The organism is Rhodospira trueperi (genome assembly GCF_900101965.1).
Classification (GTDB): Bacteria; Pseudomonadota; Alphaproteobacteria; order Rhodospirillales; family Rhodospirillaceae; genus Rhodospira; species Rhodospira trueperi.
Genome location: NZ_FNAP01000012.1, coordinates 50,486 through 66,415, shown reverse-complemented (window position 1 = coordinate 66,415; position 15,930 = coordinate 50,486). Strand labels below are relative to the sequence as shown.

Below are 15,930 nucleotides of genomic sequence, written 5' to 3'. Positions count from 1 at the left end.
GAGTTGCGGTTTGACATTGGCGCGTCCGCGCCGTTCCATGGAACGGCGATCCCCTCCTTTGGGAGCAGACGGACGACATGGGCATTCCCAGGACCTCCGACGCAGGGACAGGGCTTGGCGCGACAGCGACGGCCGACCGCCCTCCGTTGGACGGTCTGACCTGGTTGCGGTACGAGCCGCGCCCCGGGGTCTTCGATGAAATGGTGGCGGCCGACGGCACGGTGCGGCCGCACTGGCGGGACTTGCTGGCGTGGCTCGACGCGCTCGGCCCGGACGAGATGGCCGCGCGGGCGGAACGCGCCCACAGGCTGGTCCGCGACAACGGTGTCACCTACAACATTCACGGCGAGTCGTCCGGATATGATCGGCCGTGGACGCTCGATCCGGTGCCGTTGCTGCTGAACGAGGACGACTGGGGCGAGATCGAGCGCTCCGTGATCCAGCGCGCCACCCTGCTGAACGCGGTGATGGCCGATCTCTACGGCCCGCGCCACCTGTTGACGGAAGGCAGCCTGCCGCCGGCCTTGATCCACGGCAACCCGAACTACATGCGTCCCATGGTGGGGGCGCGCCCGGCCGACGGTGTGTTCCTGCACGTTCTGGCCTTTGATCTCGTGCGCGCCTCCGACGGCCGTTGGTGGGTCATGGACTCGCGCTGCGAGGTGCCCTCGGGTATCGGCTATGCCCTGGAGAACCGGGTCATCATGAACCGGGTGCTGCCTCAGATGATCCAGGACATGCCCGTGCATCGGCTGGCGGCCAGCCTCAGCGCCCTGCGGGAGAGCCTGATCGGGCGGACGCCCATGCCCCGGGAACGGCCGCGCGTGGTGCTGTGGACGCCGGGGCCGTTCAATGAAACCTATTTCGAGCATATCTATCTGACGCGCTACATGGGCTTCACCCTCGTGGAGGGCGAGGACCTGACGGTGCGTGACGGTCGGGTGTTCCTGAAGACGCTGGGCGGGCTGCAACCGGTCGATGTCATCCTGCGGCGCAATGAGAGCAGTTTCTGCGATCCTCTGGAATTGCGGGGCGACTCGACCCTGGGCGCTCCCGGACTGGTGGAGGCGGCGCACGACGGCACGGTCACGCTCGCCAACGCCCTGGGCGCGGGGCTGGTGGAGAGCCCCGGCCTGATGGCTTTTCTGCCGTCGCTGTGTCACCGCCTGCTGGGTCAGGACCTGATCATGCCCTCGGTGGCCACCTGGTGGTGTGGGCAGGCCCGAGAGCGCGGCTATGTCCTGCGCGATCTTGAGAATCTGGTTGTTCGCTCCGCCTTCAACGCCTCTGGTCCGGTCACTCGGGGCGCGGACCTGGACCCGGCCCGGCGCGCGGCCCTTGCGGCCGACATCGAGCGGTCTCCCCACACCTGGGTGGGGCAGGAGGCCGTCAATCTGTCCACGACGCCGGTGTGGACGGAAAGTGGGCTGGAGCCCCGCTCGATGGTGGCGCGGGTCCATGTGTTTGCGCAAGGCGGCGACTATCAGGTCGTGCCGGGTGCTTTGGTGCGCGTCTCCGGCCCGGGCGGGCAGCGCGGTGTGTCCATGCAGCGGGGCGGCGGCAGCAAGGACGCCTGGGTGCTGTCGGACCATCCCGCGCCGCTGCCTTATCGGCCGCGCTCCGCCGGCCAGTCCGTGACCGTGGTGCGTGGGGCGCGGGATCTGCCGTCCCGCGTCGCCGACGATCTGTTCTGGCTGGGCCGCTATGTCGAGCGTTGCGACGCCATCGTCCGCCTGATGCGGGCCATGGTGGGGCGTCTGGCCGAGACTGGGGCGGGATCGCTGGAAACCGGTGTGATCCTGGGTATGCTGTGGCCACTGGGTCATCCGCCCTTCTCGACGCCCGCCGGCCCGGACCCGGCGGAGCGGTATGGCGCGGTCCGCGATATCCTGGAGGCCAATCTGAACCCTCTGAACGGTCGCGGGCTGGCCGCCCTGGTGCTCGACGTTCACCGCGTCGGCCTGCGCGTGCGCGACCGCCTGTCGGTGGACAACTGGCGCGCCATCGACGCCCTGATCGCCGCACTCGGCCTCAGTGGTCACGCCGGCGTCGACGGTTCGGTTCCGGCGCCGAGGCCAGCTCGGCTGACGCCGGAGGACGCCGGTCATCGTCTATCGGACGTGCTGATGCCGCTTCAGGTGCTGGCCGGGTTGGCCAACGAGAACATGACGCGGGGGCTGGGCTGGCGCTTCCTGGATACCGGCCGACGCATCGAACGCTCTTTGCATATTCTGGATCTGTTCGACGGCGTCGCCCGGACCGCCGACGAGGCACGGCATGCCGCCCTCGACGTCGCGCTGGAGGTCTCGGACAGTCACATGACCTACCGCGCGCGCTACCTGGACGCGGCCCAGACCGTGCCGGTGCTCGACATCCTGCTGGCCGACGAGAGCAACCCGCGATCACTGGCCTATCAACTCGCCCGGCTGGGAATGCACATGGACAGCCTCGCGCCCGATCAGGCGTTCGGCCTGCGCACCCACGAACAGCGGCTGGCGGTCCGGCTGCTGGGCATCACGCGCACGGTGGACCTGGACCGCATGCACCTGGGGAACGACACCCCGGCGACGGGGGATGGCCCGCCGCCGGAGCCGGACGAGGCCATGCCGCCGCCGGTCGATCTGCCCAGCCTGCTCCATCTCCTCCGTGGGCTGCTGAACGCGCTGTCGGATTCGCTGGCCCGCCAGTATTTTGCCCACGCGGTCGAGACCCGCCACGGCAGCGGCCTGGGCGCCGGCCCGGAGGACACCGGCCCATGAGCGCGCCCTGCCCGATGAGCTACCGTATTCGGCACCGGACCACCTATACCTATACCGCGCCGGTGACCATCAGCCACCATGCGGGGCGCCTGATTCCGCGCTCATTCGCGACCCAGCGGGTTCACGGCGCGTCGGCCTCCATCCATCCGACGCCCACGCACCGAGGCCGGCGCATCGACTTTTTCGGCAATGTGCTGACGACCTTCACCCTGGTGGAGCCTTACCGGACACTCGCCGTCACCGCCGCGTCGCACGTCTCGGTGCAGCCCCCCGACCTTCCGGACCCGGCGCGCACGCCGCCTTGGGAGCGGGTGGTGGAACGCCTGTCGCTGGGGCTGGGCGCCGATATCGTCGAGAACGGTCAGTACACGTTCGAATCTCCGCTGATCGTCGTGTCGGACACGTTGCGCGACTACGCCCGGCCGAGCTTCCCGCCGGGGCGACCCATTCTGGAAGGCGTGGTGGACCTGTGCGCCCGCATGCACGGCGATTTCGTCTATGACCCCACGGCCACCACCATCGCGACGCCGCTCGCCCAGGTCATGCGCGACCGGCGCGGCGTATGTCAGGACTTCGCCCACATCATGATCGGGGCGTTGCGCGCGCTGGGGCTCGCGGCCCGCTATGTCAGCGGCTATGTCCTCACCCGCATGCCGGACGGTGGCCCCCGCCTGGAAGGCGGCGACGCCAGCCACGCCTGGGTGTCGGTCTTCGTGCCCATGCCGGAGGCTCCGAACGGCGGCTGGATCGACGTCGATCCCACCAACAACAAGCTGGTCACCCATGAACACGTCGTGGTCGCCTGGGGTCGGGACTTCGACGACGTTTCGCCCATCAAGGGCGTGATGCTGGGCGGGGGCGGCGGCGCGCCGGACGTCTCGGTGGACATGACCCCGCTTCACCCCGACGGATCGGTGATGACGGCGGCGGGCGGTTGAGACGGGCGTCATCCGGTTACTGAAGATTTATACAGGTTTATGTCGACGGCGTCGATCTGTTCCGGGCGCAGGTGGGTTTCGGCATACGTGCGCCACACGCCAGAGCGCAGGAAAAGATCGAACAGCTCCGCGTCGATGTGGTTGTCATTGCGCATGAAGCTCATGATCTTCAGCGCCTCTGAGACCGTTTTCGGGGTCTTGTAGGGACGGTCGGCGGCGGTCAGGGCCTCGAAGATGTCGGCGATGGCCATGATGCGCGCCGGAATCGACATGGTCGCCCCCTCCAGCCCACGCGGATAACCGGTGCCGTCCATCTTTTCGTGGTGACCTCCGGCGTATTCCGGCACCCGGCGCAGATGCTTGGGCAGCGGCAGGCTTTCCAGCATCATGATGGTCTGGATCATGTGATCGTTGATCTTGAAGCGTTCTTCCTCGGTCAGGGTGCCGCGCCGGACGGAGAGATTGTACAGTTCTCCGAAATTGAACTGCTTGTCCGGGGCGGTCATGGTGAATCCGTAGGAGTTGTCCGCGGTGATGGGTGGGACGTTGTCGGGCCAGGGCACGCTGTGCTCCGGCTTGTCGTCCAGCAGACGTTCCTCGCTCGGGGGCGAGGAGGGGGGCACGCCGTCCAGCCGCTGTTCCTCGCCCAGCGACAGTCCCAGTCGGTCGTCGAAATGCCGGATCCAGGTGCGGGCGGCGATGGTCTTGAGGCGGTCGATGCGCGCATCGTCCATGAACTCGCCGCCGATGTTGCACGCGGCGACGAAGGCGAAATCGTCCTGCAACGCCGCCTGCGCCTGTTCACGGTCGCGCCGCGCCGCCTCGGGGTCCGTGCCGGCCAGCAGGGCGCGGCATTCGGTGATCTCGGCGTCCCGCCACAGAACCTCGAACCGCGTGCGGATCTCGTGGATGCGGTTGACGATGGTTTCCAGCTTGGTGGCCTTGTCGATGACGTATTCGGGGCTGGTCACCTTGCCGCAGTCGTGCAGCCAACTGGCGATGTGCAGTTCGTACCACTCGGCCTGGGTCAGGTTGAAATCGCGGAAGGTCTCGGTGTCCGCGCAAGCGGCTTCGGTCAACAGACGGGTGATTTCCGGCACGCGCGAACAGTGTCCGCCGGTGTAGGGTGACTTGGCGTCGATCGCCCCGGCCATCAATTCGATGAAGGAATCCAGCAGGTGGCGTTGCGCCTCAAGGAGCATCTGGTTCTCCAGCGCGACACCGGCCTGGGCGCCCAGGGCGCGGGCGATGGAGGCCCGCGGCGCATCGAAGGCCACCACGCGCCCGGTCTCCGGGTCGCTGGCGTTGATGAGTTGCAGGACGCCGATGATGTCGTTCTGGCGGTTGGTGAGCGGCACCGCGAGCAAAGAGGTGGTGCGGTAAGTGTTGGCCGCGTCGAAGGCTTGCGGACCGGTGAAGTCGAACGCCTCGGCGTTGTAGACGTCCGGAATGTTGACCCCAACCCCCGTCAGGGCCGCATGGACCGCCACGTTGGCGTTGTTCGGCTGGCCGTCCGGCAGGTGCAGCGGCAGCGGGGCAAAGGGGATGGGGTCGCCCTCCGCGCCGCCGAGTCGGATGTCGAGGCTGCGGTTGAGGATGATGGCGAACTCCAGCCGGTCTTCTTCCTCGTTCAACAGGTAGACGGTGCCGCCGTCGCTGTGGCACAGGTCGCAGGCCGCTTCCAGAATGGTTTCCGTCAGGCGTTTTGGGTTGTGCTCGGACCCCATCAGGATGCCCAGGTCGATCAGTCGGGCGTGGGAGCCCTGGAGATCGGCGCGGCGCCGTTCCATGGCGTTGAAGGCGTCGATCACGGCGCCCAGTTCATCCGGCGACTCATGCTCGACCCTGCGCGGCTGGCCGACCTCCGGGTCGATGCACATCGCCCTGTACAGGCGATCCAGCGGACGGAACACAAGCCGGCCGGTGGTGACGACCACCAGGGCGATCAGGACCGCCAGGACCACGCCGATGGTGATGGCGTCGGTGATGATGCTCCGCGTGAGGGCCTGCCGGACCCGACTGTCATCGAACGCGACGTGCAGGTCTCCCACGACCGTGCTGCCGTCGATCTCGCGCTTGATGATCGGTACGCTCCGCGTCAAGACCGACGAGTCTCGGTCGAGGGCCTCGACCGGCCCATGAGCCGCGACCACGTCTCCGAATGTGTTGCGAACCTCAATGGCCAGCAGGTCCGGGTGTCCGCTCATCACCGACACCAGAGAGTCTGTCAGGCCATCATCGTACACCCACATGGGAGCGGCGAGGACGGGGGCGTTGGTGGACACGAAGATCTCAAGGCGCTGTTCGAGGGCCGCCATGGCCTGGCGGTTGACGCGCCATTCCATGCCCGCGAACAGGGTGAGCAGCACCAGCACAAGAACGGGGACGTAGACGGCCAGCAGGCGGAAACGGAGCGTGCCCCGCCGTCTGAGCGACGCGGTCGGGCCTGATGCTGTCCTTGGGTTCATTCGTCAGCCTCCGGATCCGCGGCGAGGGCGGCGTTGAGTCGCGCCAGTGTCGCCGCCCCGACACTGCCGCTGCATAACAGGTGGCGGGTGTTGCCGGGCGGGCTGTCCTCGAAGGTCACGGACAACAGATCCTGCCCCGCCTCCCCGAACGCGTCGATGAGCGCTTCGGCCTCGTCGGCGCCCGTGATGATGTAGTCGAACCGTCCGCCAAGCATCATGCGGACCAATCCCGCGTCGTCCTGGGAACTGGTGGACCGGGGCGGTCCCAGATCCTCAATCAGGCCGTCGATCACGGGGCCATGGGAATATCCGAGCTTGCTTCCCAGGCGCAGCGATGAATCGGCGAACAACGCGCGCAGGGAGGTGTGCCCGAGCACATCCATATTGTCCGCTCGCGTCAGAACCACCTGGGAACGGTCGCGGTAGACGGGGTCGCTGAATAGCCCGATGTGTTCGCGGCTGTCGGTTCGGAACCAGCCGACGGCGCACACTGGTTCGCGGTCGGCCTCGACCGTGCGCAGATGACCGTTGGGCTCCATCTCCCGCCATGTGAAGGCAATGCCGGCCTGCTCCAGGGCCCGCGCGACCGGGCCGGCCACGCGCCCCCCGAAGCCCCCCTGTTCCAGGCGTTCGTAATAGGGTGGGCGCGTGAAGACCAACAGGGCGATGGGCGCGGGGGCCTCCGTCCCGGCCTCCTCCGCTTGAGCGGATCGGGGGATCGGGAGGCCCGCAACGACAAGGCCCAGAGCGACCGCGAAAAGGGGGCGGCGGAATGATGGTCTGATGACACCACACGTCATGATCCGTCCCCACCCTGCCGCAATGTCGGAGCGCGCATCCTACCATAGTTCCGCATAGGCGCCACCGGTCCGAAGAGAGGGGCCGGAGTCATCGAGACCGCGTTTGGCGGACTTCAAGCCAATTGCCTGCCGGCTGGTCTGGAAAATCGCTCCCGCGACAGCATTCCGGTCATGGCGGTCATTTTGGGCGGTCGTTTTGGAATGGTCGCTTCAGCCCCCGGCGGCGTCGTTCAAGGCCTGTTGACCAAGGCGCGTGAAGTCCGGTGAGCCCCCGCTTCCCATGGCGAGCGCGAAGTCTGTGATGTGCAGAAGGTTCCTGTCACAAGGCAAAGTCTGGAATCCGGTCCTGCAGATCGATCCTGTGCCAACATTAGGCCATTTCATCCGGTCAGAGCCGACCTCAGCCCGGATCACTTTCCCGTGACCGGATTATGACCGGGGACTCTCTTGGTCAGGACGGAGTATTATTGTCAAATACAGAAATGGCAAAAAATCACGCAATCAGAGTAAAGCGCTCGGGGGGTGTCGGTCGGGCTGGAGTTGCGCTGCCGTCATGGCTTGGCCAAAAAGCATGAATTGGGGGCGTCTGGCGCTTGTGATGGGGGAGATGCAAATTGTTTTTTCTAGTTTCGACGTGACATCTGCGGCTGCCCCGGAAATCATTGACAATTGTCATGGCCGCAACGGCGACGGACTCGTATCGTTACAACCGTCGCCATCTGTTTTATTGTGCGCTGCGGCATAACGGCTTTGCATCGCACAACTGGCGAGCCCTACCACTGTTACGCCCCGCGTTAGCATCGGTCTTGCGGGAGCGAAGCTGGGAGGGCGCCCGCGCCCGGGCGCAGTCCGTTGATGCGCAATGAACGTTGGTTGAAGAGCGCGAACGCAAAACCCCGGTGCCCTGATCCGGTGGCCGTCTCCGTGTCGATCATTGATCACGGGTTGCGTTTGCTGAAGATGGACGCCACGGCGTCCGCGCGGATCGGCTTGACCGGCCTTCACATCTGCCCGAGCCATCCCTTCGCGGCGCAGATCTGGCTGGCCGGGCATGATGGTGTTCATGCCATCGAGACGTTGCCATCGGTCGAACCGGATCCGTTGGCCCCGCTCGACGTCAGCCGCGCCACGATGCTGGCGCGCTACTTCCCCCATCCGGATGAACCGTCATTCGCCGCCCTGTCGGACGATGAGCGGACGGTTCGCCTTGACCCGGGATTCACCGCCACAGGCGCCCCCGATGGCGCGTTGACGCGGGACCTGTTCGACACCCCGCTGTTCGCCGTCGGTATCCTGCGGTTGGCCCGCGCGGCCGATGGCACGGCGCTGAGCGTGGCGGCCGTGTCGGGCGCGCCGGAGGGCTGGCGCGCGCTGTGTCCGCTGTTCGATGCGCTGATCACCGTGCTGACCTTCACGCACAGAGTTCAGCCGGCGGCGGTCACACCACGTCGGAGACCGGGCGAATTCGGTCTGCATGTCGTGCTGCCGGCGGTGCCGACCCCGAGCGATCCGGCCCCCACGAAACCGGGCGCCGCGTTGACCGCGTTTGTGGCGGCGGCTGGCGCCGGCGACGGGTGCCCGGACGACGCTCCCGCCCGCTGGTGGGAGGCCGGCCGCTGGGACCAGGAGCCCGACGCGGTGCCATGCGCCTGTCACGCCGCGCACGACGAGGACGGCGCGCTCCACGGGCACCATGGTCACCACCCCCATTCCCACACCGACACAAGGGCGGCAAAAACCGCCGGGAGCCCACCGTGACCGCTGACCCCATCGGCCGCCGTGCCCTGTGCCGGGGGCTGGTCTCCCGGGCCGCGCGCGCCGTGACGCGCACACCGGCCGAGACCGTCTTGAATGCCGTCGAAGGTGACGCTGAAGACCACGGCCATGAAACCACCGCAACACCGGCGGTGCCGGACTACTTCGCCTCCTTCGACCAGTGCCACACCCTGATCGCGGAAATGCGGCCGTTCCTGGCCGACGCCATCCGCGACCTGGGGATCGATCCGCGTGGCAAGTCGGATGTCGAGCTTGCGCGCGAGATCATGGCGCATCAGTGCGCCACGCCCGCGAGACAGCGGACCGATGCCGACGACACGACCCCGGCGGATGCGCCGGGGCCGGCCGGCGACCACTAGAAAAGGTCAAGCGCCATGCCATCATCGGAGACCGTGGAGCGCTATGGGGACGGCTACCTAGAGGAACGCAATCTCGTCCAGCGCTGGCCTACCCCCATCCCGCAGATTCTGAACCTGGTCCTGCTCGGGGCCTTGTTCTATGCAACCTGGTGGATTTTCCAGGATCCGCGCGGCTGGATGCGGCTGTACACGCCCTACGTCGGCTACATGTACTGCCGCTGGCTGCTCATCATCCTCATCTGGATGGTCTACATCTTCAACTACTGGCCATTCCGACGGGCCTGGCTGGAACGCACCCATCCGGTCATCAAGGCGGTGCTTCTGTCCGCCATAGCGGTGGCCATCATGGCAGTGGTGATCAAGGGCTTCTTCGAGGGGCTGCTTGGCAACTATGGCATGGCCTACTTCAACCCGGAGCAGATGCAGAAACTCGGCATCACCGACTTCTTCGCCGAGGAGTATGCCGCGCTGGCCATCCTGATGTTCGCCGCCTTGGCCTCGTGGCTGTCGCCGGCCTGGATCGTCGGCATGGAGGGCGCCCCCTGGCAACGGGAACGCCAGCCGGTGCGCGGCCTGACCATCCTGCTGGTGACCTTCTTCCTGGCCACCATCATCTTCTTCATGACCATGCATCCGCACATGGGCATCCTGTACGAGCAGTGGCAGTCCTTCGCCGCTATCGCGCCGCCCTGGTGGCACGAGTTCGCCGACACGGTCAGCGGCAACTTCCATGTCTCGTGGATCATGTGCTGCACGGTCGTGGTCTGGTTGGTGGAGACGATTTGGGAGCGCTATCCGTTCCGCGTCATCCGCCACGACTGGGCGCGCCGCTTCGCGACCTTCTTCGGCATCATCGCCATCGCCTTCGCCTGCCACTTTTTCCTGTATTTCGCGCAGGAACTGTGGTGGGGCGAGGCCGTGCGTGGCACCCGTCGCCTGTATGCGCCCGACTGGCGTTGGCTGCATGTGGGCGAGACGATGATCTTCTTCCTGCTGCCGGCCCTGTTCATCACGTTCTACCTGAACAATTGGCCGCGCAAGGGCAGCCCGACCTATCGGGTCGCCGTACGTACCCTGGTGACCCTGGTCGCCGCCATTGTCATCTACTGGCTGTACTACAACACCAGTCATCTGTTCCTGGGCACCCAGAGGGGCTTCAGCCATCCGCAGCAGTTCCCCATGATCCCGACCATCTGGCTGATCAACATCATGCTGATCAATCATTGGTTCATGGACAACTGGCCGGGCTGGAAGATCGCGCCGCAGACCAGCGCCGAGGCCGCCAAGGACGAGACGGTTCTCGACCCCGCCCTGAAACCCGCCGAATGACGAGAGGTGGACGCCATGAGCAGCTACACCAAGGGCCTTCTGGCCGGTCTTCCGCTGGGCATCGTGCTCTTCTTCATCGTCGTTTACGCGCTGAAGTGGGGCGGCACCTTGCCCGTCATGATGGATTGGTAGGTTGATCCCGACCCGCCGGCCGGCGCCCGGTTCCGCGCGCGCCGGCCCGCCCGGGTCGAAGCACTGGGAGTCACGACAGATGACCGATTCCTCCCAAAGCCCAAGCAACGACCGTCGCGCCTTCCTGCGCGGCGCGGTCGGCGGCACGGCGCTGGGCGCGCTGGGCATGATGGGCGCCTACTCTTACTCGCCCCTGCGCCATGGGCACTTTGACACCGCCGAGAGCGAAAAGACCGACATCGGCGCCGTCAGGTCGCTGAAGGTCACCAACATTTCCGAGACAAGCTGGTTCAGCAACGCCGATCTGATCGGCGACATCCGGGGCGCCGGTGGTCTGCTGGTCAACCAGTACAAGTTCAACTGGCCGCCCTTCGCCGACAAGAACGGCGCATTGGCCGAGGGCTCCTATGCCGACGGCATCAAGCACATCAAGGACGACCTGCCCAACAATCTGGAGCGGGCCTGGGCGTTCCAGATGGAAAATGCCGTGCACCCGGAGAACGCGGGCGGCTATGCCGCGCTGCTGGAAATCGAGATGCGCGACGGCAGCACCAAGAAGCTCCTGCTCGATTCCGGCTGGTCCTACGACTGGATCGACAAGGCGTTCCAGCGCGAGGGCATCGACACCATGCTGGCCAACGGCGAGATCGACGCCCTGATCATCTCGCACGAGCATTTCGATCACTTCTGGGGCTTCCCGGTGAGCATGAAGTATGCCCCGGAGATCGACGTGTATGTCCCGGACGGCTTCTATGAGGAAGGCTTCCAGTACGTGAAGGATTCCGGGCACCGGGGGAAACTGCACGTCATGAAGCCAGGCTTGACGCCGCTGTTCGACGGGGTCGCCATCTACAACTTCGCCATTCCCATCATCACCCGGGTCTACGGCGAGAACTCGCTGTACGTGAACGTCGAGGGCAAGGGGCTCGTGTCGGTGACCGGATGTTGCCACCAGGGCATCATCCGCTTCGCGGAAACGGCGCTCAAGGAAATCCAGATGGAGAAGCTGTACGGCATCTACGGCGGCCTCCACATCAGCCCGTTCGACGACTGGGATCCGAAGTACGACGACCTCGTCTTCACGCTGGGCGACTACGGGTTCGAGAAGATCGGCGCCAACCACTGCACCGGCCTCCTGACGGTGAAGAAGTTCATCGCCCGGGGTTTGCCGGTGGTGCAGGGCACCGCGCGCTTCGGCAGCAAGGATCCGGTCTACCTGGGCAACGGCGACCAGATCGGATTCGGCCGCGAGGTGCCGCTGATGAGTCCGGTCAGCGCCGAAGCCGCGCCCGCCGCCTACAGTCCGCCCGCCAGCGGCGGGGACGACGGCGCCGTACAGGGAGCCACGTACTAGCCCATGAAACACTCCCTCGCGGGGGCCGCGTTCGCGGCCCTCGGCCTGCTGGCGGCGCCGTGCGGCGCGCTGGCGGCCGACATCACGTTCCTTTCGGTGGGCGGCCCGCCGTCCATCGCCAAGGCTCACACCTTCGGCGCTATCCTGCGGGCGCTCGACAGTCAGCACGCGGCCAGTGTCTCCGATGCAGAGGCCGGCGGCCTGCTGGACGCGCTCAAGGCCGATGCACTCCTGGCCACCTTCGACGTGCCGCCGGAGGCGCTGAAAGGCGCGGACCTCGACGCGCTCGGCCTGGTCGATCTGGGGCCAAACCAGATGGGGGCGCTGCCGGAACGGCATACCGTGGTCACGCGCGCCTTGACGGAGGCGGCTCCGGAGGTGGTGGCGTTCCTCAACCTGTTCTTCGTCTCCTCCAGCCGGCTCGACGAGATGGGATCGCTGGTTCAGGACGAGTCCATTGCCCAGGCCGATCTGGACGCCTGGGTCCAGGCCAACGAGCCCTGGATCCGCAACATGCTGGCCCTGTGTCCGCAGTTCAGCGCCGGGGCCTGCGAAACGGACGGCGACAGCAACAGGCCGTTCAAGGCTCAGGACTGGTACGGCACACCCGAGGCCGACCGCTGACCGCGGTACACCGTCCCCGGCCGACCTTCGTGGCCGGTCGGGGTCGGCGCCGGGGTGTGCGATTCTGTTTGCCATGCGCCTCCCTGTTCCGGATTGCTCGGGATTGGCTCTATGCCGCCGCGCTCCGGAGTGCCTGCGCCACCCGCGATGTCGGTTCACGCCCGAGGCTCTCCGAAATCGCCCGGCCGGCCTCGGCGACGCGTTGCAGCGAAACCCCGGTGTGAATCCCCATGCCGTCCAGCATGAAGATCACATCCTCCGTGGCCACGTTGCCCGACGCGCCCTTGGCGTAGGGACAGCCGCCCAGCCCGGCGACGGAGGTATCAACGGTGGGTACGCCCAGTTCCAGGACGGCGAGCAGGTTGGCCAGTGCCTGGCCATAGGTGTCATGGAAGTGCGCCGCCAGACGCTCCACCGGGACATGCGCCGCCACCGCCTCGATCATCCGGCGGGCCGCCAGCGGGGTGCCGACCCCGATGGTGTCGCCCAGCGAGATTTCGTCGCAGCCCATGGCGTGCAGGTCGCGGGCCACGGCGGCCACGGCCTCCGGCGTGACGGCGCCCTGATAGGGGCAGCCAAGCACGCACGAGACATACCCACGCACCCGCCATCCATGCTCGCGGGCGCGCGCCACGACGGGTCGGAAGCGCTCCAGGCTCTCGGCGACGGAGCAGTTGATGTTCTTTTTCGAGAACGCCTCGGAGGCGGCTCCGAACACCGCGATCTCATGGACGCCCTCGGCGGCCTCCGCCGCCGCCATGCCCTTTTCGTTGGGTACCAGAACCGGGAAGCGCACGCCCGCCGGCCGCTTGATGCGGGCCAGCACGGCGTCGGTATCCGCCATCTGAGGGACCCATTTCGGACTCACGAAGGCGCCGGCTTCGATCACCCGCAGCCCGGCGTCGGCGAGGCTGTCGATCAACGCCACCTTGGTGTCGACAGGAACCCTGGTCGGCTCGTTCTGCAAGCCGTCGCGAGGCCCGACCTCGACAATGGTTACGAAATCCGGCAGTGCCATGGGGTCCTTCTCCCTGTCTGTTGGCATGGTCTGTCAAGAGTGATCCGCTCAGGTCTTCGGCGTGTGGATGGCCACCAAGCACCGGGGGGCACCCCGGATCGCGACGGCGGTTTTCTCAAACATCATACGATCAGAGTGCACTGCGTGAGTCGGAGCGCCCGCAACGGGCTCTAAGAAAACGCTGCGGCCATAACCGGTGCTCAGCGTGACGAGGTCGAGCCCGTTGCCCACACGCTGACTGAGAGGGCTCGGCCCGGTGAACAGGTCGGCGGCTTGGGTCAGGTTTCTGCTGTTCTGTGTTCATGCCGCCGGAGCACCCGCGCAATGCGGTCGGCGGCGATCCGAGAAAGCGGCCCGATCGCGGCGATGGGCCACAGGGGCGACACGGCAAAGGCGTGCCGAACGGTTTGTCCCAGCGTGCCGGACTCTCGACCAGAAACCTGCAATACAAGCCGATGAACAACCTCCTTGGCGTGAAAGCAGAGCAACCTCTTCCTGCTGATGTGATCGACGGTTGGTGCAGCAAGCCAACGTGCGGCTAGGTCCAGGTGCTCACGGACCAACTCTACCTCAGCAGGAGAGCGGTCATGAATGGTTAGTGAGCCTGCATGGGCGCGGTAGATGTAGACCGTCTCTGAGATCGAGCGGATTTTCACTTCAGCGAGCACGGCGCGGAGAAGCCACTCCCGATCAGCGGCGATTCTCAAGCGTTCATCATAAAGGCCAATTCGTTCATAAGTCGTTTTTCGAACGGCGTTGGCGTTTATTGCTGGCGCGCCAAACAAAACGTTCCTCATGGTCAGCGTCGGCAAGAACATATCGTCCAGAATAGGAGCTTTTTGTTCGAGGCCGTTGGTATCGAATCTGACATAACGGGCGACACCTCTTACGATGTCCACGTCCGGGTCGGCAGCGGCGCCAATTGCGGTCAAAGCGCCGGGAGCCAGCCTGTCGTCACTGTTGAGGTGGACGATCAGTTCACCCGAAGCGGCCTGAATCGCACGGTTGAGCGCTTGATAGATACTTGTGCCCGGCGCATCGATCAGCCGTGCAACAGGGTGCGCCGAAACAACCTCGCGCGTGCCATCGGTCGATCCGCCATCAACCACCAAACATTCAAGGACGGCATCCGCTTGGTCCGCGACGCTGTCAAGCGCGTCGGCAATCATCGTGGCCCGATTAAGCACAGGAACAACGACCGAAATCGAAGGCATTAAGGGATCTCTCCGGTGCGGTATTCGGCACGATACCCATGACGCGAGACGGCGTTTTTTTGTACCGCCAGACCAGTCAATCCGATCGTCTGCCGGTACTTAGTCGGCTTTTTGCCGATCCATGAGGTGGCGTTCCCAGTCGAGGGCATTGCGTACGATGCCCTCAAGGTCGGCATGAGCCGGCCGCCAGCCAAGCGCAGTGCGGATCTTATCGGATTTGGCGATGATGGCAGCCGGATCGCCGGCTCGGGCCGGGGCAAGCTCAACCTCGAAGTCGACGCCGGAAACCGACTTCACGGCCGAGATGACCTCTCGAACAGAGAAGCCCCGCGAGTAACCGCAATTGAAAACATTCGATTTGCCGCCGCGACGCAAGTGCTCGAGGGCCGCCACATGCGCCATGGCCAGATCCTTGACATGGATGTAGTCGCGGATACAGGTGCCGTCGGGGGTTGGGTAGTCGGTGCCAAAGATCTGCATCTTTGGCCGGCGACCGAGGGCGGTCTCGCACGCGACCTTGATGAGGTGGGTGGCGCGCGGCGTCGACTGTCCGCCGCGCCCGGCAGGATCGGCACCGGCGACGTTGAAGTAGCGAAGCGCCACGTATTCGAAATCGTGAGCCGTCGCAACATCGGCCATCATCTCTTCGCTCATCAGTTTGGAGCGGCCGTATGGCGACAGTGGGAAGAGGCGCGCGTCCTCGCTCACCGGGTTCTCTTCCGGATTGCCGTAGACGGCGGCGGTGGAGGAAAAGATGAACCGCGTGATGCCGCACTCAACCGCCACCTCGATGAGATTGCGGGTATTGGCGGTGTTGTTGCGATAGTAGAGCAGGGGATTCTCGACCGACTCCGGCACGATGATTGAGCCAGCAAAGTGGATGATCGCGTCAATTTTCCGCTCGCGCAGCACACCGCGAACGAATTCCTGGTCGCCGATGTTGCCGACATGCAGCGGCACGTCTTCGGGCACCGCCCAATCGAACCCTGTCGACAGATTGTCGATCACCGCGACGGTTTCGCCCGCATCACGCAGTTCCAGCACCATGTGGCTACCGATGTAGCCGGCCCCTCCGGTCACCAGGACGGTCATTTTTGACATCTCTTCAAGGCAGTGGCACAGGCGCCTTTGTGTGCTGAGGCACGGTTGTGAAACAGGG

At 65.6% G+C, this 15,930-nt stretch carries 12 protein-coding genes; 7 read left to right on the top strand and 5 right to left on the bottom strand.

Annotated elements, in window-relative coordinates:
• The first annotated feature begins 77 nt into the window (after nucleotides 1-77).
• Both BLS85_RS14445 and BLS85_RS14440 read left to right on the top strand, forming a co-directional pair.
• Nucleotides 78-2,759: a circularly permuted type 2 ATP-grasp protein gene (locus BLS85_RS14445; protein WP_092787444.1), complete on the top strand. Its 2,682-nt coding sequence runs from the start codon at nucleotides 78-80 to the stop codon at nucleotides 2,757-2,759.
• Nucleotides 2,756-3,697 carry a transglutaminase family protein gene (locus BLS85_RS14440; RefSeq protein WP_092787443.1) on the top strand — a complete coding sequence of 314 codons (942 nt, stop codon included), beginning with the start codon at nucleotides 2,756-2,758 and terminating at the stop codon, nucleotides 3,695-3,697. Before BLS85_RS14445 ends, BLS85_RS14440 begins: the two co-directional genes overlap by 4 nt.
• 8 nt (nucleotides 3,698-3,705) lie before the next feature.
• On the opposite strand, the gene BLS85_RS14435 is transcribed toward BLS85_RS14440, so the two are convergent.
• A complete protein-coding gene (locus tag BLS85_RS14435) occupies nucleotides 3,706-6,165 on the bottom strand; it encodes an HD domain-containing phosphohydrolase (protein WP_245699246.1) in 2,460 nt (819 codons plus the stop codon).
• Complete coding sequence (locus BLS85_RS14430) at nucleotides 6,162-6,965, bottom strand: substrate-binding periplasmic protein (protein WP_092787442.1); 804 nt, start codon at nucleotides 6,963-6,965, stop codon at nucleotides 6,162-6,164. Before BLS85_RS14430 ends, BLS85_RS14435 begins: the two co-directional genes overlap by 4 nt.
• 924 nt (nucleotides 6,966-7,889) lie before the next feature.
• Between BLS85_RS14430 and BLS85_RS14425 the strand changes: the two genes are divergently transcribed.
• From BLS85_RS14425 to BLS85_RS14405, 5 genes are all read left to right on the top strand, one after another.
• Nucleotides 7,890-8,723, top strand: coding sequence for a hypothetical protein (locus BLS85_RS14425; RefSeq protein ID WP_143027203.1), 834 nt, complete (start codon nucleotides 7,890-7,892; stop codon nucleotides 8,721-8,723).
• Complete coding sequence (locus tag BLS85_RS14420; protein WP_092787440.1) at nucleotides 8,720-9,100, top strand: hypothetical protein; 381 nt, start codon at nucleotides 8,720-8,722, stop codon at nucleotides 9,098-9,100. Before BLS85_RS14425 ends, BLS85_RS14420 begins: the two co-directional genes overlap by 4 nt.
• A 15-nt stretch (nucleotides 9,101-9,115) precedes the next feature.
• Nucleotides 9,116-10,429 carry a hypothetical protein gene (locus BLS85_RS19165; protein WP_218128441.1) on the top strand — a complete coding sequence of 438 codons (1,314 nt, stop codon included), beginning with the start codon at nucleotides 9,116-9,118 and terminating at the stop codon, nucleotides 10,427-10,429.
• A 211-nt stretch (nucleotides 10,430-10,640) separates the two neighbouring features.
• The gene (locus tag BLS85_RS14410) at nucleotides 10,641-11,915 is read left to right on the top strand and encodes an MBL fold metallo-hydrolase (RefSeq protein WP_092787439.1); all 1,275 of its coding nucleotides are present in this window, start codon (nucleotides 10,641-10,643) and stop codon (nucleotides 11,913-11,915) included.
• 3 nt (nucleotides 11,916-11,918) lie between these two features.
• Nucleotides 11,919-12,539, top strand: coding sequence for a type 2 periplasmic-binding domain-containing protein (locus tag BLS85_RS14405; RefSeq protein WP_092787438.1), 621 nt, complete (start codon nucleotides 11,919-11,921; stop codon nucleotides 12,537-12,539).
• A gap of 109 nt (nucleotides 12,540-12,648) precedes the next feature.
• On the opposite strand, the gene BLS85_RS14400 is transcribed toward BLS85_RS14405, so the two are convergent.
• The 3 genes from BLS85_RS14400 to galE form a co-directional block, all read right to left on the bottom strand.
• Nucleotides 12,649-13,557 carry a hydroxymethylglutaryl-CoA lyase gene (locus BLS85_RS14400; protein ID WP_092787437.1) on the bottom strand — a complete coding sequence of 303 codons (909 nt, stop codon included), beginning with the start codon at nucleotides 13,555-13,557 and terminating at the stop codon, nucleotides 12,649-12,651.
• 278 nt (nucleotides 13,558-13,835) lie between these two features.
• Nucleotides 13,836-14,771, bottom strand: a complete 936-nt coding sequence (locus BLS85_RS14395; RefSeq protein ID WP_092787436.1) for a glycosyltransferase — start codon at nucleotides 14,769-14,771, stop codon at nucleotides 13,836-13,838.
• Nucleotides 14,772-14,870: 99 nt separating this feature from the next.
• Nucleotides 14,871-15,863, bottom strand: a complete 993-nt coding sequence (galE, locus tag BLS85_RS14390; RefSeq protein WP_092787435.1) for a UDP-glucose 4-epimerase GalE — start codon at nucleotides 15,861-15,863, stop codon at nucleotides 14,871-14,873.
• Between the last annotated feature and the right edge of the window lie 67 nt (nucleotides 15,864-15,930).

What these genes read in the sequence shown, in the direction of transcription:
- BLS85_RS14405 (WP_092787438.1), top strand. Translation starts at nt 11,919, where the DNA reads ATGAAACACTCCCTCGCGGGGGCCGCGTTCGCGGCCCTCGGCCTGCTG.
- BLS85_RS14400 (WP_092787437.1), bottom strand. Translation starts at nt 13,557, where the DNA reads ATGGCACTGCCGGATTTCGTAACCATTGTCGAGGTCGGGCCTCGCGAC.
- BLS85_RS14435 (WP_245699246.1), bottom strand. Translation starts at nt 6,165, where the DNA reads ATGAACCCAAGGACAGCATCAGGCCCGACCGCGTCGCTCAGACGGCGG.
- BLS85_RS14410 (WP_092787439.1), top strand. Translation starts at nt 10,641, where the DNA reads ATGACCGATTCCTCCCAAAGCCCAAGCAACGACCGTCGCGCCTTCCTG.
- BLS85_RS14445 (WP_092787444.1), top strand. Translation starts at nt 78, where the DNA reads ATGGGCATTCCCAGGACCTCCGACGCAGGGACAGGGCTTGGCGCGACA.
- galE (WP_092787435.1), bottom strand. Translation starts at nt 15,863, where the DNA reads ATGACCGTCCTGGTGACCGGAGGGGCCGGCTACATCGGTAGCCACATG.
- BLS85_RS14440 (WP_092787443.1), top strand. Translation starts at nt 2,756, where the DNA reads ATGAGCGCGCCCTGCCCGATGAGCTACCGTATTCGGCACCGGACCACC.
- BLS85_RS14395 (WP_092787436.1), bottom strand. Translation starts at nt 14,771, where the DNA reads ATGCCTTCGATTTCGGTCGTTGTTCCTGTGCTTAATCGGGCCACGATG.
- BLS85_RS14430 (WP_092787442.1), bottom strand. Translation starts at nt 6,965, where the DNA reads ATGACGTGTGGTGTCATCAGACCATCATTCCGCCGCCCCCTTTTCGCG.
- BLS85_RS19165 (WP_218128441.1), top strand. Translation starts at nt 9,116, where the DNA reads ATGCCATCATCGGAGACCGTGGAGCGCTATGGGGACGGCTACCTAGAG.